The 23,768-nt window shown below is 64.4% G+C and carries 20 protein-coding genes and 1 tRNA gene; 11 read left to right on the top strand and 10 right to left on the bottom strand.

The annotated features are described in order from the left end of the window. Window positions 1–2: 2 nt before the first annotated feature. The 8 genes from ACMGG8_RS16605 to ACMGG8_RS16640 all read right to left on the bottom strand — a co-directional run bounded on the left by ACMGG8_RS16605 (window position 3) and on the right by ACMGG8_RS16640 (window position 10,865). On the bottom strand, window positions 3–1,394 hold the full coding sequence (locus ACMGG8_RS16605; RefSeq protein WP_414157945.1) for a GntP family permease: 1,392 nt from the start codon (window positions 1,392–1,394) through the stop codon (window positions 3–5). A 285-nt stretch (window positions 1,395–1,679) separates the two neighbouring features. Beyond that, entirely contained in the window at window positions 1,680–3,098 is a 1,419-nt protein-coding gene (locus ACMGG8_RS16610; RefSeq protein WP_414157946.1) for a sigma-54 interaction domain-containing protein, read from the bottom strand. Between the two features lie 600 nt (window positions 3,099–3,698). Continuing rightward, window positions 3,699–5,273 carry an ABC transporter ATP-binding protein gene (locus ACMGG8_RS16615; RefSeq protein WP_060839899.1) on the bottom strand — a complete coding sequence of 525 codons (1,575 nt, stop codon included), beginning with the start codon at window positions 5,271–5,273 and terminating at the stop codon, window positions 3,699–3,701. A gap of 14 nt (window positions 5,274–5,287) precedes the next feature. After that, the gene (locus ACMGG8_RS16620; RefSeq protein ID WP_060839898.1) at window positions 5,288–6,310 is read right to left on the bottom strand and encodes an ABC transporter permease; all 1,023 of its coding nucleotides are present in this window, start codon (window positions 6,308–6,310) and stop codon (window positions 5,288–5,290) included. Beyond that, on the bottom strand, window positions 6,310–7,371 hold the full coding sequence (locus tag ACMGG8_RS16625; RefSeq protein ID WP_060839897.1) for a microcin C ABC transporter permease YejB: 1,062 nt from the start codon (window positions 7,369–7,371) through the stop codon (window positions 6,310–6,312). Before ACMGG8_RS16625 ends, ACMGG8_RS16620 begins: the two co-directional genes overlap by 1 nt. Further along, window positions 7,371–9,233, bottom strand: coding sequence for an extracellular solute-binding protein (locus tag ACMGG8_RS16630; protein ID WP_060839896.1), 1,863 nt, complete (start codon window positions 9,231–9,233; stop codon window positions 7,371–7,373). The genes ACMGG8_RS16625 and ACMGG8_RS16630 overlap by 1 nt, the downstream gene beginning before the upstream one ends. 131 nt (window positions 9,234–9,364) lie before the next feature. Further along, window positions 9,365–9,646: a peptidylprolyl isomerase gene (locus ACMGG8_RS16635; RefSeq protein WP_007924449.1), complete on the bottom strand. Its 282-nt coding sequence runs from the start codon at window positions 9,644–9,646 to the stop codon at window positions 9,365–9,367. Window positions 9,647–9,773: 127 nt separating this feature from the next. Then, the gene (locus ACMGG8_RS16640; RefSeq protein WP_414157947.1) at window positions 9,774–10,865 is read right to left on the bottom strand and encodes a 3-deoxy-7-phosphoheptulonate synthase; all 1,092 of its coding nucleotides are present in this window, start codon (window positions 10,863–10,865) and stop codon (window positions 9,774–9,776) included. 640 nt (window positions 10,866–11,505) lie between these two features. Between ACMGG8_RS16640 and ACMGG8_RS16645 the strand changes: the two genes are divergently transcribed. The 6 genes from ACMGG8_RS16645 (at window position 11,506) to ACMGG8_RS16670 (ending at window position 16,085) form a co-directional block, all read left to right on the top strand. Then, complete coding sequence (locus ACMGG8_RS16645) at window positions 11,506–12,261, top strand: carbon-nitrogen hydrolase family protein (protein ID WP_108545562.1); 756 nt, start codon at window positions 11,506–11,508, stop codon at window positions 12,259–12,261. Further along, window positions 12,261–12,713, top strand: coding sequence for a GNAT family N-acetyltransferase (locus ACMGG8_RS16650; protein ID WP_108545561.1), 453 nt, complete (start codon window positions 12,261–12,263; stop codon window positions 12,711–12,713). Before ACMGG8_RS16645 ends, ACMGG8_RS16650 begins: the two co-directional genes overlap by 1 nt. Window positions 12,714–12,884: 171 nt before the next feature. After that, entirely contained in the window at window positions 12,885–13,526 is a 642-nt protein-coding gene (uvrY, locus tag ACMGG8_RS16655) for a UvrY/SirA/GacA family response regulator transcription factor (RefSeq protein ID WP_011061841.1), read from the top strand. Window position 13,527: 1 nt separating this feature from the next. Continuing rightward, on the top strand, window positions 13,528–15,351 hold the full coding sequence (gene uvrC, locus ACMGG8_RS16660; RefSeq protein ID WP_414159944.1) for an excinuclease ABC subunit UvrC: 1,824 nt from the start codon (window positions 13,528–13,530) through the stop codon (window positions 15,349–15,351). A gap of 32 nt (window positions 15,352–15,383) precedes the next feature. Continuing rightward, window positions 15,384–15,944, top strand: coding sequence for a CDP-diacylglycerol--glycerol-3-phosphate 3-phosphatidyltransferase (gene pgsA / locus ACMGG8_RS16665; protein ID WP_011061839.1), 561 nt, complete (start codon window positions 15,384–15,386; stop codon window positions 15,942–15,944). A gap of 65 nt (window positions 15,945–16,009) precedes the next feature. Continuing rightward, window positions 16,010–16,085 (top strand) — tRNA-Gly (locus ACMGG8_RS16670). 261 nt (window positions 16,086–16,346) lie between these two features. Here the strand turns inward: ACMGG8_RS16670 and ACMGG8_RS16675 are convergent. Beyond that, window positions 16,347–17,351 (bottom strand): GlxA family transcriptional regulator, encoded by a 1,005-nt coding sequence (locus ACMGG8_RS16675; RefSeq protein ID WP_060843945.1) that lies wholly within the window; start codon window positions 17,349–17,351, stop codon window positions 16,347–16,349. 95 nt (window positions 17,352–17,446) lie between these two features. On the opposite strand from ACMGG8_RS16675, the gene ACMGG8_RS16680 reads away from it, so the two are divergent. The 5 genes from ACMGG8_RS16680 to ACMGG8_RS16700 all read left to right on the top strand — a co-directional run bounded on the left by ACMGG8_RS16680 (window position 17,447) and on the right by ACMGG8_RS16700 (window position 22,742). Further along, on the top strand, window positions 17,447–17,884 hold the full coding sequence (locus tag ACMGG8_RS16680) for a tautomerase family protein (protein WP_060843944.1): 438 nt from the start codon (window positions 17,447–17,449) through the stop codon (window positions 17,882–17,884). A gap of 378 nt (window positions 17,885–18,262) precedes the next feature. Then, window positions 18,263–18,775 (top strand): formaldehyde-activating enzyme, encoded by a 513-nt coding sequence (fae, locus tag ACMGG8_RS16685; RefSeq protein ID WP_414157948.1) that lies wholly within the window; start codon window positions 18,263–18,265, stop codon window positions 18,773–18,775. 10 nt (window positions 18,776–18,785) lie between these two features. Then, the gene (locus ACMGG8_RS16690) at window positions 18,786–19,820 is read left to right on the top strand and encodes an aldo/keto reductase (protein WP_060839887.1); all 1,035 of its coding nucleotides are present in this window, start codon (window positions 18,786–18,788) and stop codon (window positions 19,818–19,820) included. Further along, window positions 19,817–21,250, top strand: a complete 1,434-nt coding sequence (locus ACMGG8_RS16695; protein ID WP_414157949.1) for an NAD-dependent succinate-semialdehyde dehydrogenase — start codon at window positions 19,817–19,819, stop codon at window positions 21,248–21,250. The genes ACMGG8_RS16690 and ACMGG8_RS16695 overlap by 4 nt, the downstream gene beginning before the upstream one ends. A 130-nt stretch (window positions 21,251–21,380) precedes the next feature. Beyond that, complete coding sequence (locus tag ACMGG8_RS16700) at window positions 21,381–22,742, top strand: MFS transporter (RefSeq protein WP_060843941.1); 1,362 nt, start codon at window positions 21,381–21,383, stop codon at window positions 22,740–22,742. A 111-nt stretch (window positions 22,743–22,853) separates the two neighbouring features. On the opposite strand, the gene ACMGG8_RS16705 is transcribed toward ACMGG8_RS16700, so the two are convergent. Continuing rightward, entirely contained in the window at window positions 22,854–23,729 is an 876-nt protein-coding gene (locus tag ACMGG8_RS16705) for a LysR substrate-binding domain-containing protein (protein WP_414157950.1), read from the bottom strand. Window positions 23,730–23,768: the final 39 nt, after the last annotated feature.

Consider the following 23,768-nt stretch of genomic DNA (forward strand, 5'->3'; position numbering starts at 1 on the left):
CCTCACACGATGCCGGTGGCGTAGAAAGTGGCGATGACGACGAACACCGCCAGGGTCTTGATCAGGGTGATGCAGAAAATGTCCTTGTAGGCTTCGCGGTGGGTCAGCCCGGTGACCGCCAGCAGGGTGATCACCGCGCCGTTGTGCGGCAGGGTGTCCATGCCGCCGCTGGCCATGGACGCCACCCGGTGCAGCACTTCCAGGGGAATGTTGGCGGCATGGGCGGCGCTGATGAAGCTTTCGGACATGGCCGCCAGGGCGATGCTCATGCCCCCCGAGGCCGAGCCGGTGATGCCCGCCAGCAGGGTCACGGTGATGGCTTCGTTGACCAGCGGGTTGGGGATGCTTTTGAGCCAGTCGGCCAGCACCAGAAAGCCCGGCAGGGAGGCGATCACGGCGCCGAAACCGTATTCCGAAGCGGTGTTCATCGCCGCCAGCAAGGCACCGCTGACCGCGCTCTTGCTGCCCTCGGCGAGCTTGCTGCGAATCGCCGAGAAGCCGCACACCAGCACCATCAGGATGCCCACCAGCAAGGCCGCCTGCACCGCCCAGATGGCGGTGAGCTTGGCGATTTCGCTGGTTACCGGGGCGGCCATGCCCGGCAGGCTGAGGCTGTGGGTCTTGCCGTACCACTGGGGAATCCAGTGGGTGAACAGCAGGTTCATGATGCCCACCAGCAGCAGCGGCGACAGCGCCAGCCAGGGGTTGGGCAGCTTCAGGTCCTCGGCGGTTTCCGGTTCGTTGCGCAGTTCGGTGCCGTAGCCTTCACCGGCCTTGTGCGCCTTGTTGCGCTGGCGCTGCAGGAACAGCATGCCGGCGCAGAACACGAAAATGGTGCCGATCACGCCCAGCCAGGGCGCGGCCCAGGCGGTGGTGTTGAAGAAGGTGCTGGGGATGATGTTCTGGATCTGCGGGGTGCCGGGCAGGGCGTCCATGGTGAAGGAGAACGCGCCCAGGGCGATGGTCGCCGGGATCAGCCGCTTGGGGATGTTGCTCTGGCGGAACATCTCGGCAGCGAAGGGGTAGACGGCGAACACCACCACGAACAGCGAGACGCCGCCGTAGGTCAGCAAGGCGCAGACCAGCACGATCACCAGCATCGCCTGGCGAGTGCCGAGCAGGCGGATCGCCGCGGCGACGATGGAGCGCGAGAAGCCCGACAGCTCGATCAGCTTGCCGAACACCGCGCCCAGCAGGAACACCGGGAAATACAGTTTGATGAAGCCGACCATCTTCTCCATGAACACCCCGGTAAAGGCGGGCGCCACGGCGGACGGATCGGTGAGCAGCACTGCGCCGAGGGCGGCAATGGGGGCAAAGAGGATGACGCTGTAGCCACGGTAGGCCGCCAGCATCAGCAGCGCCAGGGCTGCCAAGGCAATGATCACACTCATGGTGTGTCTCTCCAGGATTGTTATTGTTGTCGGGTGTTGCGTGTGGAGAGCGTTATAGCGAGAACTGTGCCATCTACTTAAGTTGTTGAAATGTATGAGTATTTTTATTTTTCTAGAGGCGGTTCGGAGTTGATTGTCTCTTTTTTGAGACTTTTTTGGATTGGTCGGCCGCTTCGCTGGCAAGCCAGCTCCTACAGAGATCGTTCGGAGCGCCGTAGGAGCTGGCTTGCCAGCGAAAAGCGCGGAGCACGCCGGTAACTTCTCTAAATAGAGATTGATGTCTCTTTATGGAGACTCAGCAATCCCCAAGGCCGCCATCTTCTTGTACAGCGTCGAACGGCCCAGCCCCAGGCGTCGCGCCGCTTCGTCCACCTTGCCGGCGCATTGCGCCAGGGTGGCGCTGATCAGTTGCCGGTCGAACCGTTCCCGGGCCGCGGCGAAGGTTTCCTGGCTCGGCGACTCGGCGGGCAGCGAGGCCGCATCGCGCTGCACCGGGCTGAAGCTGCCGATTGCCGCGCGAATGTCCGCGGCAGTGAGTATCAGGTCGTCGCTGAGCAGCGCCGCCCGTTCCAGCACGTTGCGCAGCTCGCGGATGTTCCCCGGCCAGGCATGTTGCGCCAGCAGGGCCAGGGCTTCGCGATCCAGTTCATGCTGGCTGCGCAGTTCTTCGAGAATCCCTTCGCTCAGGGCCGGCAGGTCGTCCAGGCGTTCGCGCAGGGCCGGCACCTGGATCGGCAGCACGTTGAGCCGGTAGTACAGGTCGGCGCGGAACTCGCCGCGCTTGATCGCCGCTTCCAGGTCGGTGGAGGTGGCGGCGATCACCCGCACATCGCTGTGGATCACTTCGTTGGAGCCCACCGGCTCGAACTCCTTCTCTTGCAGCACCCGCAGCAACTTGCTTTGCAGGGGCAGGGGCATGTCGCCGATTTCATCGAGGAACAGGGTGCCGCCCTGGGCGATCTGCAACTTGCCGGCGCGGCCCTTGCGGTCGGCACCGGTGAAGGCGCCGGGGGCGGTGCCGAAGAACTCCGCCTCCAGCAGCGCCTCGGGAATCGCCGCGCTGTTGATGCTGACAAAGGGCTTGTGGGCCCGGGGCGACGCGGCATGGATGGCCTGGGCCAGCAGCTCCTTGCCGGTGCCGGTTTCGCCTTGCAGCAGCACCGGGGATTCGGCACTGGCGCTGCGTCGGGCCCGGCGTTTGACTTCCAGGCTGGCGGCGCTGGTGCCGATGAAATGGGCGAAGTTGTACTTGGTCTGCCGGGCCCGCAGCAGAGAGCGGGTGGAGGCCAGTTCTTCCTGCATGCTCAGGTAGCGCTTGAGCATCGGCGACAGGCTGCGCAGTTCGTCGAACAGGGCAAAGCCGATGGCGCCGATCACCGTGCCGGCGGCGTCGTGGATCGGCAGGCGCATCACCACCAGCGGTTCCTTGGGGGTGTCCTGCATGTCCAGCAGGATCGGGCGGCCGGTGCGTACCACTTCCCGCAGCAGGCTGCCGGGGATCACGCTTTCGCAGGGCTTGCCGATGGCGAAGGCCGCCGATTCCAGGCCGAAGCGCCGGGCGTAGCGCTCGTTCATCCAGACGATATTGGCGTCGCGATCGACGATCACCGTGCCTTCGCTGGACTGCTCGATGATCTCGAACAGCGAGCGGATCGCCAGTTGGCGCACACGCTGGTAATCCTTGAGGCTTTCGCTGTCGTTCATGGCGGCATCCTGAAAATGGGCGCGGCGATTATGCCGCAGTCTGCCCCGGTTGTTGCGCTGTAGCCGCTGTCGAGCCTTGGCGAGGCTGCGTAAAGGGCCGCAGGACCTTCGGCGGTCTCTAGGGCGGCGTCTGCTGCGCGGCCGTTCGCAGCCTGCGGCAGCGGCTACAAAGAACCGCGCGCCTTCTGTAGCCGCTGCCGAGCCTGCGAGGCTGCGCAAAGGGTCGCAGGACCTTCGGCGGCCATGAGGGCAGCGTCTGCTGCGCAGCCGTTCGCAGCCTGCGGCAGCGGCTACAAAGAACAGTGTGCCTTCTGTCGCCGCTGTCGAGCCTGCGCAAAGGGCGGCAGGACCTTCGGCGGTCTCTAGGGCAGCGTCTGCTGCGCAGCCGTTCGCAGCCTGCGGCAGCGGCTACAAAGAACCGCACACCTTCTGTAGCCGCTGCCGAGCCTGCGAGGCTGCGCAAAGGGCCGCAGGACCTTCGGCGGCCTTGAGGGCAGCGTCTGCTGCGCAGCCGTTCGCAGCCTGCGGCAGCGGCTACAAAGAACCGCGCGCCTTCTGTAGCCGCTGCCGAGCTTGCGAAAAAGGGTCGTCGGCGGCGGGTCAGCCGGGGTGGGCGGCGGCCAGCAGCTCCTGGGTGTAGGGGTGCTGCGGGTTGTCGAACACGTCGTGGCTGGCGCCGCGCTCCACCACCTGGCCGTCCTTGATCACGATCATGTCGTGGGCCAGGGCCCGTATCACCGCCAGGTCATGGCTGATGAACAGGTAGGTCAAGCCGTACTTTTCCTGCAGTTGGCGCAGCAGGGCCACCACTTGTTTCTGCACGGTGCGGTCCAGGGCCGAAGTCGGTTCGTCCAGCAGGATCAGCGCCGGCTTGAGCACCAGGGCCCGGGCAATGGCGATGCGCTGGCGCTGGCCGCCGGAGAACTCGTGGGGGTAGCGATGGCGGCTGTCGGGATCGAGGCCGACTTCCTCCAGGGCGCGGATCACCTGTTCATCGCACTGGCGGGCGTCGTACTGGCTGTGCACTTCCAGGCCTTCGCTGATGATCTGCGCCACCGACATGCGCGGGCTGAGGCTGCCGAAGGGGTCCTGGAACACCACCTGCATCTGTTTGCGCCAGGGCCGCAGTTGTTTCTGGTCGAGGCCGTCCAGGGCCTGGCCCTGGAAGCGGATGCTGCCCCGGGAATCCAGCAGGCGCAGGATCGCCTGGCCCAGGGTCGACTTGCCCGAGCCGGACTCGCCGACGATGCCCAGGGTCTTGCCTTGCTCGACGCTGAGGCTGATGTCGTCCACTGCCCGCAGGTATTGCTTGCGCCGGAACAGACCGCCGGCTATCTGGAAATCGACGCTGAGATTGTTCACCTCCAGCACGGTTTCCCGGCTGTCGCGACACAGTGGCCGGCCTTCGGGCTCGGCGTGCAGCAGCTCGCAACTGTAGGGGTGTTGCGGGGCGCGGAACAGGGTGTCGCAGTCGGCCTGTTCGACGATTTCCCCGGCTTTCATCACGCACACCCGCTGGGCGATGCGTCGAACCAGGTTGAGGTCGTGGCTGATCAGCAGCAGGGACATGCCCAGGCGCTGCTGCAGGGATTTGAGCAGCAGCAGGATCTTGCGCTGCACGGTCACGTCCAGGGCCGTGGTGGGTTCGTCGGCGATCAGCAGCTCCGGCTCGCAGGCCAGGGCCATGGCGATCATCACCCGTTGGCGCTGGCCGCCGGAGAGCTGGTGCGGGTAGGCCTTGAGCCGTTCACGGGGTTTCTGGATGCCCACCAGTTCCAGCAGTTCGAGAATCCGCGCCTGGGCCTGTTTGCCGCCCAGGCCGCGATGTAGCAGCAGGGTTTCGCCGATCTGCTTCTCCACGCTGTGCAGCGGATTGAGGGAGGTCATGGGCTCCTGGAAGATCATGGCGATGCGGTTGCCCCGCAGCTTTTGCAGGGTCGCCGGGTCGCTGCCCATCAGCTCCTGGCCGCGGTAGCGCACGCTACCGGAGCTGCTGCAGCCGGTCTGCGGCAGCAGTTGCAGGATCGAGTGGGCGGTCACCGACTTGCCCGAACCGGACTCGCCCACCAGGGCCAGGCACTCGCCGGGGCGGATGTCCAGGCTCAGGTCGCGGACCACGGTCTGTGCGCCGAAGCTGACCTTGAGCTGGCGGATTTCGATGAGGTTGTCAGTCATTGCTACCGTCCGCTTCAAGATCGTGGATCAAAGGCATCGCGCAAGGCTTCGCCGATAAACACCAGCAGCGAGAGGATCAGCGCCAGGGTGAAAAACGCCGTCAGCCCCAGCCACGGCGCCTGCAGGTTCTGCTTGCCCTGGCCAATCAACTCGCCCAGGGAGGCGCTGCCGGCGGGCATGCCGAAGCCGAGGAAGTCCAGGGCGGTGAGGGTCGAGATGGCGCCGGTGAGGATGAACGGCAGGTAGCTCAGGGTGGCGTTCATCGCGTTGGGCAGGATGTGCCGCAGGATCACCTTGCGGTCGCTCAGGCCCAGGGCTCGGGCGGCCTTGACGTACTCCAGGTTGCGCCCGCGCAGGAACTCGGCGCGCACCACGTCCACCAGGGCCAGCCAGGAGAACAGCGCCATGATCCCCAGCAGCCACCAGAAATTCGGCTCGACGAACCCCGAGAGGATGATCAGCAGGTAGAGCACCGGCAGCCCGGACCAGACTTCCAGCAGGCGCTGGCCCAAGAGGTCGACCCAGCCGCCGTAATAGCCTTGCAGGGCGCCGGCGGCGATGCCGATCAGGGCGCTGATGGCGGTCAGGGCCAGGGCGAACAGGATCGACACCCGGGCGCCGTAGATCACTCGCGCGGCCACGTCCCGGGCCTGGTCGTCGGTGCCCAGCCAGTTGACCTTGCTCGGCGGGCTGGGGGCGGGCTGGGTCAGGTCGTAGTTGGGTGTGTCTTCGCTGAAGGGGATCGGCGGGAACAGCAGCCAGCCACCGTCCTTGCGGATCAGCTGCTGCACGTAGTCGCTGCGGTAGTCGGCCTGGAACGGCAGCTGGCCGCCGAATTCCTGCTCGGTGTAGCGCTTGAATACCGGGAAGTACAACGAGCCCTGGTAGCTGACCACCAGCGGCTTGTCGTTGGCGATCAGCTCGCCGCCCAGGGTCAGGATGAACAGGCCGATGAACAGCCACAGCGACCACCAGCCACGGCGGTTTTGCTTGAACCGGTCCAGGCGCCGGCGGGCCACGGGAGAAAGCTTGAGCATCAGGCGTTCCTCGCGGCGAAGTCGATGCGTGGGTCGACCAGGGTGTAGCACAGGTCGCCGATCAGTTTTATCAGGAGGCCGAACAGGGTGAAGATGAACAGCGAGCCGAACACCACCGGGTAGTCCCGGGACACCGCGGCCTCGTAGCTCATGCGGCCCAGGCCGTCGAGGGAAAAGATCACCTCGATCAGCAGAGAGCCGGCGAAGAACACGCTGATGAAGGCCTGGGGGATCCCCGACACCACCAGCAGCATGGCGTTGCGGAACACGTGGCCATAGAGCACGCGGCGTTCGCTCAGGCCCTTGGCCCGGGCGGTGACCACGTACTGGCGGGTGATCTCGTTGAGAAAGGAGTTCTTGGTGAGGATGGTCAGGGTGGCGAAGCCGCCGATCACCAGGGAGCTGACTGGCAGCACCAGGTGCCAGAAGTAGTCGGCGACCTTGCCCAGGGTGCTCAGTTGCTCGAAGTTGTCCGAGACCAGGCCGCGCACCGGGAACCAGTTCAGCGAGGTGCCGCCGGCGAACAGCACGATCAGGAACATGGCGAACAGGAAGGCCGGCATGGCGTAGCCGATGATGATCGCGGTGCTGCTCCAGATGTCGAAGTGGCTGCCGTGGTGCACCGCCTTGCGAATCCCCAGGGGGATCGACACCAGGTAGGTGATCAGGGTGGCCCAGAGGCCGAGGGAGATGGTCACCGGCATTTTTTCCAGGATCAGGTCGGTGACCGTGGCGCCACGGAAGAAGCTCTTGCCGAAGTCCAGCCGGGCGTAGCTTTTCAGCATCAGCCACAGGCGTTCGTGGGCCGGCTTGTCGAAGCCGTACTGCTTCTCGATGTCCTGGATCAGTTTGGGGTCCAGGCCGCGGCTGGCTCGGGAGCCGCTGCTGCTCATGGCATCGGCGGAGCCGCCGACCGCGCCGCCGCCGATCCCTTGCAGGCGGGCGATGGCCTGTTCCACCGGGCCGCCGGGAGCGGCCTGGACGATGACGAAGTTCACCAGAAGGATGATCAGCAGGGTCGGAATGATCAGCAGCAGGCGCCGCAGGATGTAGGCCGGCATCAGTGGCGCCCTCCGGGTTGGCCACGGCGGATCAGCTCGGCGGCCATCTGTTCATTGGTCAGCGCGGTGCTGCTGACTTCCCACCAGCTTTCGATGGCTTCGTCGTTGCTCGCCGGCACCTTGGGCATGCCGAAGCGGTTCCACCACACCGTGGAGGTGCCGGGCGGGTAGTAGTTGGCGATCCAGTAGTAGTTCCACTGCAGCACCCGGTCCAGGGCGTGGGCGTAGCGCAGCATCTCCGGCTGGCTGGTAGCTTTCACCAGGCCGTTGAGCAGGCTGTCCACCGCCGGGTTCTTGAGCACCATGTAGTTGTTGGAGCCCGGATCGTTGGCCGCGGCCGAGCCGAAGTAGTTGTGCAGCTCCATGCCCGGTGAGGTGGTCACCGGGTAGCCGGTGACGATCATGTCGTAGTCCCGGGCCATCAGGCGGTTGACGTATTGCGAGGGGTCGATGCGGCGGATGTTCAGGCTGATGCCGATCTGTGCCAGGTTGCGCTTGTAGGGCAGCAGCAGGCGTTCGATGGAGCCCTGGGTGATGAGGAAGGTGAAGCTCAGGGGTTCGCCGTCGGCATTCACCAGTTTGTCGCCCTCGGCTTTCCAGCCGGCCTGTTCCAGCAGGGCCAGGGCCTGCAGTTGCTTGTCGCGGATCACGCCGCTGCCGTCGGTTTTCGGTGCTTCGAAGACCTGGGTGAAGACTTCGTCGGGGATCTGCCCGCGCAGCGGTTCGAGGATCTTCAGCTCTTCGGCGTCCGGCAGGCTGCGGGCCGCCAGCGGGGTGTTGGAGAAGAAGCTCTGCTGGCGGATGTAGAGGTTGCGCATCATCTGCCGGTTGCTCCATTCGAAATCCCAGAGCATGGCCAGGGCCTGGCGCACCCGGCGGTCCTGGAACACCGGCCGGTCGAGGTTGAACACGTAGCCCTGGGCCGGTTGCGGCGCCGATCGGGCCAGGTGGGCCTTTTGCAGGCGGCCGTCGTTCAGGGCCGGGCTGTCGTAGCCGATGGAATAGCCGGTGGCGGAGAATTCGCGGTTGTAGTCGTAGGCGCCGCCGCGCAGCACTTGCCGGGCGACGTCGATATCGCCGAAGTACTCGACGCTGAAATGATCGAAGTTGTACAGGCCGCGGCTGACCGGCAGGTCCTTGCCCCACCAGTCGGGGTTGCGGGCAAAGGTGATGCTGTTGCCCGAATCCACCTTGGCCACCCGATAGGGGCCGCTGCCCAGGGGCGCTTCATAGCCACCGCCAGCGGCGAAGTCGCGACTCTTCCACCAGTGTTCGGGGAACACCGGCAGGGTCGCGATATCCAGGGGCAGGGTGCGGTTTTCGTTGCTCTTGAAGTCGAAACGCACCACCCGCGGCGATTCCACGGTGACGCCTTTGACGTCCTCGAACTGGGTGCGGTAGCGCATGCTGCCCTGGGTCATCAGCAGGTCGTAGCTGTAGCGCACGTCTTCGGCGGTGATCGGCGTGTTATCGGCGAAGCGGGCCTTGGGGTTGAGGTAGAAGCGCAGCCACAGGCCGTCTTCGGCGCGCTCCATCTTCTGTGCCACCAGGCCGTAGACGGTGTAGGGCTCGTCCAGGGAGCGCAGGGCCAGGGGCGAATAGACCAGGCCGTCGAGCTGGGAGACGCCGATGCCCTTGTCTATATAAGGCAGCACATGGTCGAAACGGCCGATCTCGATGGCCGAGCGGCGCAGGGTTCCGCCCTTGGGGGCCTGGGGGTTGACGTAGTCGAAGTGGCTGAAGCCCTGGGGATACTTGGCCGGTTCGCCGTAGACGGTCATGGCGTGTTGCGGTGCCGCCTGGGCACCCGCGGCGCCCAGTAGCAGGACGGTGAAAAGCACAGTGGAGGAAAGCAGTCGCATTGTCAGCCTTAGGAGCCGGGTGATCGATGACCACGATTTGTACGCTAGCGGCCTGTGACTGGCCAGCCGCTTTTACAAGCGCAACGGCCCACCAGGAGGCGGGCCGTTGAGCAGGCACAAGCGCGAGGGGATCAGTCCTGGCGGCTGGTGACTTCCAGCAGGTGGTAGCCGAACTGGGTCTTCACCGGGCCTTGCACGACGTTGACCGGGGCGCTGAACACCACGGTGTCGAATTCCTTGACCATCTGGCCCGGGCCGAAGGAGCCCAGGTTGCCGCCGTCGCGGCTGGACGGGCAGGTGGAGTTCTTTTTCGCGACTTCGGCGAAGTCGGCGCCGGCTTCGATCTCGGCTTTGAGTTCGTTGCACTTGGCTTCGCTGGCAACCAGGATGTGACGGGCAGTGGCTTTGGCCATGGATGTTGCTCCTTTCAAGAAAGTTGAGAGCCTACCGGATTCAGGTGGCTATTTCTTGTCAAAGTTCCTGCAAAGCGTTGCCGCCCGGCGCTTGCGCGGGCGGCGGGCGGGGTTGGGGCGCTGGCGGTCAGGCGGGGACGGCGGCGACCTTGCCTGCTTGTTGCAGTTGTTCTGCGCCGCGGCGCAGCAATTGCTCGGTGGCGGCCCAGCCCAGACAGCCGTCGGTCACCGACACGCCGTAGCGCAGTTGGCCGCTTAAGGGTTGGCAGCCTTCGAACAGGTGGCTTTCCAGCATCACTGCGACCAGCGAGCGATCGCCCTGCAGGCGTTGCTCCAGGACCTCGTTGAACACCGCCGGTTGGCGCAACGGGTCCTTGCCGCTGTTGGCGTGGCTGCAATCGACCATGATCCGCGCCGGGATCTTCAGCTTGTGCAGGTCGCGCTGGACCTGGGCCACGCTCTGGCGGTCGTAGTTCGGCCCGTGATGGCCGCCGCGCAGCACCAGGTGGGTGTCGGGGTTGCCCGGGGTCTGGATGATCGCCGGGTGGCCCTGGCTGTCGATGCCGAAGTGACGGTGCGGGTGCGCCGCCGAACGCATGGCGTCACAGGCGATGGCGACGCCGCCGTCGGTGCCGTTCTTGAAGCCCACGGGCATTTCCAGGCCGCTGGCCATTTCCCGGTGGATCTGCGATTCGGTGGTGCGCGCGCCAATGGCCACCCAGCTCAGCAGATCGTCGAAGTAGCCGGCGGCCATGGGTTGCAGCAGTTCGGTGGCGATCGGCAGGCCCAGGCGCAGCATCTCGCGCATCAGGTCCCGGGACAGGCTCAGGCCGCCGGCCATGTCGTCGCTGCCATCCAGGTGCGGGTCGTAGGCCAGGCCTTTCCAGCCGACGGTGGTGCGGGGCTTTTCCACGTAGGCGCGCATCACCAGGAGCATCTGGTCGCTCAACTCTTCGGCCAGGCGGGCCAGGTTGGCGGCGTATTCCAGGGCCGATTGCGGGTCGTGGATGGAGCAGGGGCCGACGACGACCAGCAGGCGTGGGTCGCGACCTTCGAGAATGGCGCGCACCGCCAGGCGGTGGTTGGCAACTTGCTGGCTCAGGGCCAGGGACAGCGGCAGTTGCTGCTTGAGCTCCAGGGAGCTGGGCAGGCGCCGGGTCAGGGGTTCATTGGCGCTGACGTGGGCGGACAGGGGCAGAGCGGATACGGACGAGTTCATGTGCGGTCTTCCTGGGCGGGCGGCGGGTGATGTCCCGCGCGCGGCCCTACTGGGGTGTTCGACAATTGGCCGTACTGGCCATCAGTGTGCAATTGCCACCGGTAGGTGACCGATCGGAGGCGGCAGGCTGTCCCGAGCGGAGGCTGCTAAATCGCCAGGCGGAAAACATGTCGTAGCGGTAATAGGTGGCGTAGTTCATGGGGCAATCCTCAGTAAGTTCGGTGTGTTGCAGAAAAGTCGTGGTTGAAAACGTGGTGCCGGAAAAAACAAAACCCCCGGTCGGGAGGCCGACCGGGGGTTGAGATTTCTCTGGTAGGCGACCCGTCAAAGTGGGCGCCGGTTGGGTATCAGGCGCGCCAGTGGCTAAACCAATACCCAAAATAAAAGTTGACCGGAGCCAGGTTGCCATTGACCCGGGCAGCCGCAACCGAACGCAGTGCGCTGGCGGTGTGGCGGTGCAGGGAAGGGGTCTGGGACAGCATGGGGTTTCTCCGTGAAGTGGGGCGAGCTTACTAGAGGCCAGGGCCGCGATTCAATCAGTAATTTCTATGGACGCTGTTGTCTCGGGCGATGGATTAAGCGCCGCCAGGATTTATGCCACACTCGCCGCTCCCCCTCATTGCCCCGCCAAGGAATCTCCATGACCGTGCTGACCCTCGCTGCCGCCCAATCGGTATCCATTGCTGGCGACTGGCAGGGGAATCTGGCCCGGCATCAGCATCTGATGCGGCTGGCGGCGCAACAGGGGGTGCAGGTCCTGGTGTTTCCCGAACTGTCCCTGACCGGTTATGAGCCGCCACTGGCCGCGCAACTGGCGCTGGCACCGGATTCCCCACGGTTGCAGCCGCTGCGGGACCTGGCCCGGGAACTGCAACTGACGGCGGTGGTGGGCTTGCCGATTCGCCTGGTGGAGGACGGGCCGGTGCTGATCGGGGCGCTGGTGCTGGCAGCCGACGGCTCGCTGGCGGTGTACAGCAAGCAGCATCTGCATGCCGGAGAGGAGCGCTTCTTTGCTCCGGGCACGGGCGGGGCGCCGCTGCAACTGGCAGAGGCGAGGTTGGCCCTGGCGGTGTGCGCGGATTTTTGTCATGCCAGTCACGTACAGGCTGCAGTGGCTGCTGGTGCCGACATCTATGCTGCTGGAGTGCTGATCAGCGAGGGCGGTTATGCCGCCGACAGCGCCTTGTTGCAAGGTTATGCCCGGGACTACGGCATTGTGCTGTTGATGGCCAATCATGGCGGTCCCAGCGGTGGCTGGGCCTGTGCCGGGCGTAGCGCGATCTGGGGCCGTGACGGCCAGTTGCTGGGCGCCGTGGAGGGGGGTGGCGAAGCGCTGTTGATTGCTCGCTGCGTGGCCGGGCAATGGCAGGCCCGGGTTGTGCCGGTGGCCGGCTGATGAATGCACTGCAATTGCGCCCGGCGTCAGCGTCCGACCTGGCTTTCGCCCGGGACCTGACCCGCTCGACCATGCTCGGCTATTACATTCGCAATGACCTGCTGTGGCTCGATGAGGCGTTCGATGTGGCCTGGGCCGGTCGCGAGAATCTGCTGATCTGCCAGGCAGACGAGGTGCTGGGCTATGTCAGCCTGAGTCGGGACCTGCGGGCCCTGTATATTCGTGAATTGCATGTGCTGCAGGCGTGGCGCGGGCGCGGTGCCGGCGCCTGGGTCCTGGCGCGGCTCTTGGAGCGGGCGCGCCAGGAGCACCTTGGCCTGTTGCGCCTGACCGTGTTCAAGGACAACCCGGCACAGCGTCTGTATGAACGGATGGGGTTGCAGGTGGTGGGGGAGGAGGAGTGTTTCTGGCGCATGGAGCGTCCTACTGTCGCAGGCCCCGGACCCGGGTAGCGGGCCCCGGGCTGCCGGGGCCTGAAGGTGCGACGCGGTCTGCGGTCTGGCAGGCGGCGTGGCTTTATCGCTCGCCGATGAATTTTATATAGCGCTTGTGATTAGGTTTGTACGTCGCTTTTTTGCTAAGGTGTCCGGCAACCTTTAAAGACCAAATCGCGAGGTGTCTGCTTGATTAGGGTGCTAGTAGTCGATGACCATGATCTCGTTCGTACGGGCATTACACGAATGTTGGCTGACATCGATGGCCTGCAAGTAGTCGGGCAGGCGGAGTCAGGGGAAGAATCCCTGCTCAAGGCGCGGGAGCTGAAGCCCGACGTCGTCCTGATGGACGTCAAGATGCCCGGGATCGGAGGTCTTGAAGCCACGCGCAAGCTGCTGCGCAGCCATCCGGACATCAAGGTCGTGGCGGTGACTGTCTGCGAGGAGGATCCGTTTCCGACTCGCCTGCTGCAAGCCGGCGCGGCGGGCTACCTCACCAAGGGCGCAGGCCTCAACGAAATGGTCCAGGCGATTCGCCTGGTATTTGCCGGCCAGCGTTACATCAGCCCGCAGATTGCCCAGCAATTGGTCTTCAAATCGTTTCAGCCTTCCAGCGACTCGCCGTTCGACGCGTTGTCCGAGCGTGAGATTCAGATCGCGCTGATGATTGTCGGCTGCCAGAAAGTGCAGATCATATCCGACAAGCTGTGTCTGTCGCCGAAAACCGTGAACACCTATCGCTATCGTATTTTCGAGAAGCTTTCGATCAGCAGCGATGTCGAGCTGACGCTGCTGGCGGTTCGTCATGGCATGGTCGATGCCAGCCTCTGAAATGACCGACCTGTTTGATCCCAGCGCTTTTCTTTCTACCTGCAGTGGCCGTCCTGGCGTGTATCGCATGTTCGACAGCGATGCACGCTTGCTGTACGTCGGTAAAGCCAAGAACCTGAAAAACCGCCTGTCCAGCTACTTCCGCAAGACCGGCCAGGCACCGAAGACCGCCGCCCTGGTGGCGCGTATCGCCCAGATCGAAACCACCATCACCGCCAACGAGACCGAAGCGCTGCTGCTGGAGCAGACGCTGATCAAGGAATGGCGGCCGCCGTACAACATTCTGCTGCGCGACGATAAATCCTATCCCTATGTGTTCCTTTCGGACGGCGATTTTCCGCGATTCAGCATCCATCGTGGGGCGAAGAAGCAGAAGGGCAAGTACTTCGGCCCTTACCCCAGCGCCGGAGCCATCCGCGAAAGCCTGAGCCTGTTGCAGAAGACCTTCATGGTTCGCCAGTGCGAGGACAGCTACTACAAGAACCGTACCCGACCCTGCCTGCAGTATCAGATCAAGCGCTGCAAGGGGCCTTGTGTCGGCCTTGTGGCGCCTGAAGTGTATGCCGAGGACGTGCGCCACTCGGTGATGTTCCTGGAAGGACGCAGCAACGCCCTGACCGATGAACTCTCCAGCGCCATGGAAGCGGCCGCCAGCACCCTGGATTTTGAAAAGGCCGCCGAACTGCGGGACCAGATCTCCCTGCTGCGCCGGGTCCAGGACCAGCAGAGCATGGAAGGCGGCACCGGCGATGTGGATGTGGTGGCCGCGTTCGTCAACCCGGGCGGCGCCTGCGTGCACCTGATCAGCGTGCGTGGCGGGCGGGTGCTGGGCAGCAAGAACTTCTTTCCCCAGGTGGGCATCGAGGAAGACGTGGCGGAAGTCATGTCGGCCTTCCTCGGCCAGTATTTTGTCAGCAGCCCGGAGCGCGACCTGCCTTCCGAGCTGATCGTCAACGTGGTGCACGACGACTTCCCGACCCTGATCGCCGCCATTGATGAATTGCGCGGGCGCGAGCTGACCATCAGTCACCGGGTCCGCGGCACCCGGGCGCGCTGGCAGCAACTGGCGGTGACCAACGCCGAACAAGCCCTGAGCGCGCGCCTGGCCAACCGTCAGCATGTCGCGGCGCGATTCGAAGCCCTGGCCGAAGTGCTGAACCTGGACGAGCCACCGCAGCGCCTGGAGTGCTACGACATCAGCCACTCCAGCGGCGAGGCCACTGTCGCGTCCTGCGTGGTGTTCGGCCCGGAAGGGCCGCTGAAATCCGATTACCGGCGCTACAACATCGAAGGCGTCACCGCCGGCGACGACTATGCAGCCATGCACCAAGCCCTGACCCGACGCTTCAGCAAGCTCAAGGAAGGCGAGGGCAAGCTGCCGGACATCCTCCTGGTGGATGGCGGCAAGGGGCAGTTGTCCATGGCCCGTGATGTGCTCAACGAGCTGGCGGTGCCGGACCTGATTCTCCTTGGCGTCGCCAAGGGCGCCACGCGCAAGGCCGGTTTTGAAACCTTGTACCTCAACGATGCGGCCCACGAGTTCACCCTCAAGGGCGATTCCCCGGCCCTGCATCTGATCCAGCAAATCCGCGATGAGGCCCACCGCTTCGCGATCACCGGTCACCGTGCCCGACGCGGCAAGACCCGGCGCACCTCGACCCTGGAAGGGGTGGCGGGCGTCGGACCCAAGCGTCGACGGGATCTCCTTAAACATTTTGGTGGATTGCAGGAACTGTCCCGTGCCAGCATCGACGAGATTGCCAAAGCACCGGGAATCAGTAAAAAGCTCGCAGAGTTGATTTATGCAAACCTGCACAGCGAGTAGAATGCCCAATCACCTCGTAGCCAGTTGTGCCGATGAATATCCCGAATCTGATCACCGTTCTACGCGTCCTGCTCATCCCGATTTTCATATTGCTGTTCTATTTGCCCTATAGCTGGAGCTACATGGCAGCCAGTTCAGTGTTTGCCTTCGCGGCCGCCACGGACTGGCTGGACGGGTACCTGGCGCGACGCCTGCAGCAGAGCACGCCATTCGGCGCGTTCCTCGACCCGGTGGCCGACAAGTTGATGGTGGCGGTGGCCCTGGTGCTGCTGGTGCAAGAGCATCACAACCTGTGGCTGACCTTGCCCGCCGCAGTGATCATCGGCCGTGAAATCGTCATTTCGGCGCTGCGCGAGTGGATGGCCGAGCTCGGCGCCCGCGCCCAGGTGGCGGTATCGAACATGGGCAAATGGAAAACAGCGGCGCAGATGCTGGCGCTGGTGATCTTGCTGGCCAATCCCTCAGATTTCAGCTTCTGGGTGCTGGTGGGTTACGCCTTGCTGTTGGCGGCAGCGGGCCTGACCTTGTGGTCCATGCTGCAGTACCTGCGGGCCGCCTGGCCGCACCTGAAAACTGACAACGAGAAAAAATAAGTTTTTTTGAATCAAAGGCTTGACGCGCATTCGGATTTCTATAGAATGCGCAACACCAAGACGTTGCGGGAATAGCTCAGTTGGTAGAGCACGACCTTGCCAAGGTCGGGGTCGCGAGTTCGAGTCTCGTTTCCCGCTCCAAATACAGCGCTGCAGAGTTACATTGAATTCTGTAAGCCATTGAAAAAAGGACCTTCGGGTCCTTTTTTCGTTTCTGCGTGCTCCACTGAAATCCGGCGTCATTCAGGGCTTTCAAGTCCAGGGTTGAACCCTTCTCAACAGGCGCAAATCCGGGCAGGGAAATCAGCCAGTGTTGCCCACGTCAAGGTGGTCGGTAAGGCGGCGGGTGGGGCAGGGCCGCTTGCCTATGTGCGCGATGCTCTCCAGGATCTTCTCGGCTGTTTACTGGCGTGGGAAGGGCCTGGAGCTGTCAACAGCAAACCCCTCGCCGCGAATCTGACTCGGTGTCACATCCAGGCGCCTGCGCAGCAAGCGCCGCAGAGTCGCCGCATCTCCCAGCCCCACCTGTGCCGCCACTTCCTCCACCGAAAGCCCACTACTTTCCAGTAGCGCCCGCGCCTTGTTCAATCGCACCGACTGGATCAATTGCTGCGGCCCGTAGCCGAGCACTCTGGTGACCTGCCGGTTGAGCGTGCGCGTGGATACGTTTGCCTTGAGCGCCAGCGCGCCCACTGTCACCGGCGCTGGCATCGTCTGCGCGATATGCGTTGTCAGTTGGGCAATCAGACCGTTTTCGGGCGCCATCATCGTCGGGGACATGTAGGGCGACTGCAGGCGTCGACGCTCCACCAGGAGCGCCTGGCCTAACATCGCGGCCAAGCGCTCGCCGAAGCGCTGGCGCAGTACGTACAACAGCAGGTCCACGTGGGCCAGCGCTGCGCCCGCGGTAATCAGCGGACCATCGGTGTGCACCATGCGGTCCGGCTCCACGCGTGCCTGCGGGGCCGCGTGACGCAATGCGGACGCCAGCCACCAGGTGGTCGTAACGCAGCGTCCATTCAGCAGCCCGGCGGCGTTGAGCAAGAACACGGACGAGCACGAAGCAGCAATCTTGCCGCCTGCTTCGGCGTGACGGCGCAGGGCGGCAGCCAGTGGTGCGACGTCTGGCTGGGCCAGGCGTACCCCGAGTTGCGCGGCGTCGTCTACGTCCAGTCCAGGCAGGATCCAGCACTCGTGCTTGTTCGTTCGGGCGGGCAGGTTTGCAACCTGCAATTGCAGGCCGCCAGCCAACTCAATGGTGCCGGCGCTGAGACCGCACACGCGCCAGCGTGGCGCGGCCACGCCTGCCCGGGACGCAAGCTTGGCGGCGGTGGCCAGCAGATCCAGGGTAAGGGTGACGCTGGAAGCGAAGGCGCCTTGAGGCACCACCAGAGTGAAATCGTACATTGGCTGATAGTGCATGTTTTACGGCAAATCGGCCACTGTTGCTTGCGCTGGTCGCGCTCTTTAATAGCGGCTCTTTCCCACAGGAGATGTGATCAATGCCGACTATTTTCATCAAGACGCCCGCCGGCGTACTGAGTGCCCAGCAGCGTGAACGGATGCTCATCGCCGTCGATGCGGCGGCTACACAGTGCAGCGGGCTGGGAGCGGACCCGCGTCAGCGGCGCCTATGCTGGGTGATCGCCGAGGAGATTCCTGCGGGCATGTGGCGCTGCGGCGGCAGCGACGACTTCAGCCAGTTCGTGCCATGCCTGGTACAGATCCTCGCCCCGGCCGGGGTACTGGATGACGCGCATCGCGCGCGCTACGCCGCAGCAGTGCACCAAGCGATCATGGACACCGTGGCCTTGCCTGAAGCGCAGCGGCTGGCGACCTCCATCATGGTCAGCGACGTGGAGGATGGGACCTGGGGCGCGAACGGTCAGTTGTGGCGACTTCCGCAGTTCGTGGCAGCGGCTGGCTACGCACACCTGTAAGGCGTCCTTACAAAGTGCAGGGGGGCTGGAAAACCAACGCCGGCCAAGCGCCGTGATCTCTGCTTTTCCGGCCCTGCCCAAGGTCCGAAACCACCCTCGAACGATACAAGTCCACGGCTATGACTAAAGCTCATGGCCGCATGACTTTTAATGGTTACGGGCCCCCGCCAGCCCGGTGCTACAACATCGCAAACACAGCTCATCCATAACAACAAAGAGCGTTTGCGCCATGACTCAGTCCGTTACCGTTCACCTGCAGGGTCAACCCTGCGTCCCTCTGCACTCGCGCTCTTTGAACTCAAGCAACGAAACGTAGCGGGCCCGGTACTGCCGGCCCCGCGTCATTTCTTCCATTGTGTCCGCAAAGAGTAAAGACCCATGCAACCACTCGACCTCTACATCGGCGAAGGCTTCGAAGGCCCAGGCGTCAATGCCTCTCATATCAACATCCTCATCGGGCCGCGCAACGGTCCTGCCGGCCAGGCCTTCGCCAACAGCCTGGCCTCGCCGAGCCAGGGCCATTGCCCGTTCATGGTGATTGCCCAGCCCAACATCCCGGTCAAGCCCATGACCCTGTATGTGAACAAGGCGGCCATTGCCAGCGAGCTGCATGGCAACGCCACCTGGGGCGCATCCCAGGCCGGTATTGCCAAGGCAGTGCTCGAAGCGCTGCTGGACGGCACCTTGCCGGCCGAAGCCGAAGACCACTGGGCAATCGTCACCGCCAACTGGGTCAATCCGGACTGCGATGATCTGGATGCGGTCTACCTCAACAACTACAACGCCTGCCGCACGGCGATTCGCGCGGCCCTGAACGGCAAGCCCGAGCGCGCCCAGTTGGCGGATGTGGTGAACCAGATCAGCAACCCGTTCTACACCCCCAAGGCCTGAGGAGCGCAGCATGCAATACATTCGTCTGGGCCACTCCGGCCTGCAAGTCTCGCGCCTGTGTTTGGGCACCATGAACATGGGCACCCCGGACTGGAAGCCGTGGATCTTCGATGAAAAGCAGAGTGAGCCCATCGTCGCCCACGCCCTGGACCACGGCGTGAATTTCATCGACCTGGCGGATTTCTATTCCGCAGGCGTCGGCGAAGAAGTGGTGGGGCGCATCGTCAAGCGCTTGGCACGCCGCGAAGACCTGGTGATCACCACCAAGGTCGGCTACGGCACCCGCAGCGGGATCAATGCCAGCGGCCATTCGCGCAAGCACATCCTCGACAGCATCGATGCCTCGCTCAAGCGCTTGGGCATGGATTACGTCGATGTGTTCATGCTGCATTACTTCGATGTGAACACCCCGGTGGAAGAAACCATGCAGGCGCTGAACGACATCGTCCGCGCCGGCAAGGCTCGCTATATCGGCGTCTCCACCATGCTCACCGGGCAGCTGGCGAAGCTGCTCATGGCCTGTGAGCGCCACGGCTGGGTCAAGCCGATCAACATGCAGCTGCAGCTCAACTGCGCCTACCGCGAGGAAGAGCGCGAGATGATTCCGTTCTGCCGTGACCAGGGCCTGGGCGTCTCGGTGTTCAGCCCGCTGGCCCGGGGCCTGCTCACTGGCGACGTGCAGTCGACCCGCAACCAGACCGACTTCTTCACCCAGCAGATGTACAGCGACGAGGCCTCGTTGCAGATCGCCCGCTCGGTGCAACGCGTGGCCCGTGCCCGCGGCCTGTCCAATGCCCAGGTGGCCCAGGCCTGGGTGCTCAACCATGCCGGGGTCGATTGCATGCTGGTGGGGGCCGATACCACGGCGCAGTTCGACAGCGCCCTGGCAGCGCTGGATACCGCGCTGGATGCCGAGGAGCTGCACGAGCTGGAGCGCAACTACACCCCCTGCGATGTGATCAACGACTACACCGCCGGCAAACGTATTCTGCGCACGGCCCGTCCGGGGCTGGAGCGCTTTTCCCTGACCGAGGCCATGGCATGAGCGCGTTGATTCGTACCGGTCATTTCATCGATGGCCAATGGTCCAGCGGCGGCGTCAGCTACCCGGTGTACAACCCGGCCAATGGCGAACGGATTGCCCAGGTGCAAAAGGCTGGCGCCGAAGAAACTCGCCTGGCCATTGCCGCCGCCCAGCGCGCCTTGCCCGCCTGGCGCGCACTCACCGCCAAGGAGCGCAGCCAGCGACTCAAGCGCTGGAGCGAGCTGATGCTGGCCCAGCAGCGCGAACTGGCCACCTTGCTCAGCCGCGAACAGGGCAAGCCCCTAGCCGAAGCCATGGGCGAAGTGGTCTATGCCGCAAGCTTCCTCGAATGGTTCGGCGAGGAGGCCAAGCGCGCCTACGGCGACGTGATCCCCAGCCACAAGGCCGACGCGCGGATCATCGTGACCAAGGAGCCGATTGGCGTAGTCGCGGCGATCACTCCGTGGAACTTCCCCCTGGCCATGGTCACGCGCAAGGTCGGTCCAGCCCTGGCCGCCGGTTGCACGATGATCCTCAAGCCCTCGGAAGAAACCCCGCTTTCGGCCTTTGCCCTTGGGGTGCTGGCGGAGCAGGCGGGCATTCCCGCCGGGGTGCTGAACATCGTCTCCGGCGATGCGCCCGCCATTGGCCAGGCGCTGCAGGCTTCGAGCGTGGTGCGCAAGCTGTCGTTCACCGGCTCGACCCGCACCGGCAAACTGCTGATGCGCCAGGCCGCCGACACCTTGAAGAAAGTCACTCTGGAGCTGGGAGGCAATGCACCGTTCATTGTCTTCGACGACGCCGACCTGGATGCCGCGGTCAAGGGCGCCATGGCCTCGAAGTTCCGCAACACCGGGCAGACCTGTGTCTGCGTCAACCGCTTCTTCATCCAGGACGGCGTGTATGAGGCCTTCACCGCCAAGCTGGCCGAGGCGGTTGCCGCGCTGCGGGTCGGCAGCGCCCTGGAGGGCGATACCGAGCAGGGGCCGCTGATCAATGCGGCGGCCCTGGCCAAGGTCGAGGCGCATGTCGGCGATGCGCTGGAGAAGGGCGCCCGGCTGCTCTGCGGCGGTCGTCGCCATGCCCTGGGCGGCACCTTCTTCGAGCCGACCATCCTCACCGAGGTCAGCGGCGAGATGCTGATCGCCCAGGAAGAAACCTTCGGCCCGGTGGCGGCGTGCTTCCGTTTCCAGGACGAGGCCGAAGTGCTGCAGCGGGCCAACGACACGCCATTCGGTCTGTCGGCCTATTTCTACAGTCGCGACATCGGTCGGGTCTGGCGCATGGCCGAGGGCCTGGAAGCGGGCATGGTGGGCATCAACGAAGGCATCATTTCCACTGAAGTGGCGCCCTTTGGCGGGATCAAGGAATCGGGCCTTGGTCGCGAAGGCTCCCGCTACGGTCTGGACGACTACCTGGAGATCAAATACCTGCTGATGGGCGGCCTCTAGCCCTCGGCCCTCGCGTTGTAGGAGCCGGCCGGGCGGCGTTGTGCTTGTCAGCGCAATGGCGCACCGGCTCCTACGGGCGGATGCCCGCACCGATTCATCTCTGATTCAACAACAATAAATGGAGACGAACATGAGCACTGCAACCCTCAAGATCGATGACCTGCCCATTGGCCGGTTCCATCTGAAAATCGCCGGCCTGACCTTCGGCGCGCACTTCACCGACGGCTACATCCTCGGCCTGATCGGTATCGCTTTCACCCTGCTCAGCCCGCAGATGCAACTGGACGCGTTCTGGCAGGGCCTGATCGGTGCTTCGGCACTGATGGGGCTGTTCATCGGCAGCCTGTTCTTCGGCTGGATCTCCGATCACCTGGGGCGGCAGAAGATCTTCCTGGTCAGTTTCGTGCTGATCACCCTGGCCTCGGTGCTGCAGTTCTATGCCGAGACTGCCATGGGCCTGTTTCTCTGCCGGGTGCTGATCGGCATCGGCCTGGGGGGCGATTTCAGCGTCGGCCACGCGATGCTCGCCGAATTCGCCCCGAAGAAGCACCGTGGCGTGCTGCTGGGCTCGTTCAGCGTGATCTGGACCTTCGGCTACGTCGCCGCAACCTTTGTCGGCACCGCGATGCTCAGCCTCGGCGACGATGCCTGGCGCTGGATGCTGGCCTCCTCGGCGATTCCCGCCGGGCTGATCCTGCTGGCGCGCATCGGCACCCCGGAGTCGCCGCGCTGGCTGGTCAACCGCGGGCGTCTTGCCGAAGCCCGGGCCATCGTGCACAAGCACCTGGGGGCCAACGTGGTCCTGGACGAACAGCCCTCCGGCGAGACCCGCTCCGGCTATGGCGTGCTGTTCAGCCGCGAGTACCGCAAGCGCACCGCGTTCAACTGCCTGTTCTTCGTCTGCATTGTCATGCCGTACTTCGCCATCTACACCTTCCTGCCGTCGATCTTGCAGAAGATGGGCCTGGCCGAGGGCTTCGGCACCGAACTGATGCTCAACCTGCTGCTGATCCTCGGCGCGCTGATCGGCATCTGGTGCACGGTGAAGTTTTCCCGCCGCGGGTTCCTGATCAACTCCTTCATCATCCTCGCGGTGGCGCTGTTGCTGCTGGCGGTGCTGCCGGGTAGCGCAGCCTGGTTGATGGTGCTGCTGTTCGGGTTGTTTACCCTGGTGCTGTCGGCGGTGAGCAACCTGGTGGGGGTGTTTCCGGCAGAGAGTTTTCCAACGGAGGTGCGCGCCAGCGGCATTGGCCTGGCCACCGCGGTGAGCCGCCTGGGGTCGGCGATCAGCACCTTCCTGCTACCGGTGAGCGTGGCTGGGATCGGCCTCAGCCCGACCATGGGCATCCTTGCCGGGATTCTGGCCCTGGGGGCGCTGATTTCCTGGGCCTGGGCACCAGAGACCAAGTCCTTGACGCTGAGCCAGGCGTGCAGCGTCAGCGCCGCTGACTCGACCGGCAGCGAACTGCCCAAGGTTGCCTCGCCGATCTGATATCGCGTTCGCAACGCTGATGCAGGAGCCCGCTGGCCGGCGAAGCGGCCCTGCGTCTTGCATGGCTTGCTGCCGCCTTCGCTGGCGAGCCAGCTCCTACGAGAAGCCGACTCAGGGATTGCTCACCAGGCTCAGCCACTGGGTGAACAGTTGCACTTTGGAAAGCCCCTGTTTGTCGTTCGCCACGTCCAGCCAATAGCCATAAGGGCCGATCACCTCTACCGGGGTGATCGGCAGCAGGCGTCCGTCCGCCAGCTCCCGTTCGATCATCTGCCGGTCGATCACCGCCAGCCCACCGCCGGCCAGCGCGGTGTGGATCACCTGGTCCAGGGTGCTGAACTCCAATCCCGTCCGGGCGTCGATGTCGTCGCGGCCCATGCTTGCCAACCAGTTTTCCCAGACCGGCAAACGCTTGTCCCCATGGAGTATGTGCAGTAGGGGAAAGCGCCGAAGGTCCGGTGCCTGGCCATTGCTGAACAGCTCCGGGCTGGCCACGGCCATATGCCGCTCCATCACCAGCAGTTGGCTCTGGCAATGGGGAGCGGCCTGCTGGCCGAAGCGGATCTCGCAATCGACTTCGGCCGCGCTGTCGTGGCTGCTGTGCTGGGTCACGCTGAGGCTGATATCCGGGTAGCGCTGGCAGAAGTCCCGCAGGTGCGCCGACAGCCAGCGGGTGGCCCAGGTCGGCGGCGCGACGATGCGCAGGCGCTGGCGCAGATTGGGTACTCGCAGGGCTTGCAGGGCCCGCTCCATTTGATCGAAGGCCTGCCCCAGGCTTGGCGCCAGGGCCGCGCCGGCCTCGGTCAGCGCCAACCCTTGAGGGGAGCGGCTGAACAGCGCCACGCCGAGGTAGTCTTCCAATTGCTTGATCTGTCGGCTGACCGCGCCCTGGGTGACGTTGAGGGCGTGGGCGGCCTGGCTGAAACTGCGATGGCGGGCGACTTCCTCGAAGACCCGGAGCATGTTCAGGGAGGGCAGTTGGCGCATGGCGGGCAGACTCCGCACCTGGCGCCAGGCTGTAGCGAT

The organism is Pseudomonas sp. BNK-45, assembly GCF_047456255.1.
GTDB lineage: Bacteria > Pseudomonadota > Gammaproteobacteria > Pseudomonadales > Pseudomonadaceae > Aquipseudomonas.

Excerpts from the sequence above, each read along its gene's own strand:
- pgsA (WP_011061839.1), top strand. The coding sequence starts at position 15,384 with ATGAATATCCCGAATCTGATCACCGTTCTACGCGTCCTGCTCATCCCG.
- ACMGG8_RS16620 (WP_060839898.1), bottom strand. The coding sequence starts at position 6,310 with ATGCTCAAGCTTTCTCCCGTGGCCCGCCGGCGCCTGGACCGGTTCAAG.
- ACMGG8_RS16680 (WP_060843944.1), top strand. The coding sequence starts at position 17,447 with ATGCCGACTATTTTCATCAAGACGCCCGCCGGCGTACTGAGTGCCCAG.
- ACMGG8_RS16675 (WP_060843945.1), bottom strand. The coding sequence starts at position 17,351 with ATGTACGATTTCACTCTGGTGGTGCCTCAAGGCGCCTTCGCTTCCAGC.
- ACMGG8_RS16650 (WP_108545561.1), top strand. The coding sequence starts at position 12,261 with ATGAATGCACTGCAATTGCGCCCGGCGTCAGCGTCCGACCTGGCTTTC.
- ACMGG8_RS16630 (WP_060839896.1), bottom strand. The coding sequence starts at position 9,233 with ATGCGACTGCTTTCCTCCACTGTGCTTTTCACCGTCCTGCTACTGGGC.
- ACMGG8_RS16700 (WP_060843941.1), top strand. The coding sequence starts at position 21,381 with ATGAGCACTGCAACCCTCAAGATCGATGACCTGCCCATTGGCCGGTTC.
- fae (WP_414157948.1), top strand. The coding sequence starts at position 18,263 with ATGCAACCACTCGACCTCTACATCGGCGAAGGCTTCGAAGGCCCAGGC.
- ACMGG8_RS16645 (WP_108545562.1), top strand. The coding sequence starts at position 11,506 with ATGACCGTGCTGACCCTCGCTGCCGCCCAATCGGTATCCATTGCTGGC.
- ACMGG8_RS16640 (WP_414157947.1), bottom strand. The coding sequence starts at position 10,865 with ATGAACTCGTCCGTATCCGCTCTGCCCCTGTCCGCCCACGTCAGCGCC.
- ACMGG8_RS16705 (WP_414157950.1), bottom strand. The coding sequence starts at position 23,729 with ATGCGCCAACTGCCCTCCCTGAACATGCTCCGGGTCTTCGAGGAAGTC.
- ACMGG8_RS16605 (WP_414157945.1), bottom strand. The coding sequence starts at position 1,394 with ATGAGTGTGATCATTGCCTTGGCAGCCCTGGCGCTGCTGATGCTGGCG.
- ACMGG8_RS16690 (WP_060839887.1), top strand. The coding sequence starts at position 18,786 with ATGCAATACATTCGTCTGGGCCACTCCGGCCTGCAAGTCTCGCGCCTG.
- ACMGG8_RS16625 (WP_060839897.1), bottom strand. The coding sequence starts at position 7,371 with ATGCCGGCCTACATCCTGCGGCGCCTGCTGCTGATCATTCCGACCCTG.
- ACMGG8_RS16615 (WP_060839899.1), bottom strand. The coding sequence starts at position 5,273 with ATGACTGACAACCTCATCGAAATCCGCCAGCTCAAGGTCAGCTTCGGC.
- uvrC (WP_414159944.1), top strand. The coding sequence starts at position 13,528 with ATGACCGACCTGTTTGATCCCAGCGCTTTTCTTTCTACCTGCAGTGGC.
- ACMGG8_RS16695 (WP_414157949.1), top strand. The coding sequence starts at position 19,817 with ATGAGCGCGTTGATTCGTACCGGTCATTTCATCGATGGCCAATGGTCC.
- ACMGG8_RS16635 (WP_007924449.1), bottom strand. The coding sequence starts at position 9,646 with ATGGCCAAAGCCACTGCCCGTCACATCCTGGTTGCCAGCGAAGCCAAG.
- ACMGG8_RS16610 (WP_414157946.1), bottom strand. The coding sequence starts at position 3,098 with ATGAACGACAGCGAAAGCCTCAAGGATTACCAGCGTGTGCGCCAACTG.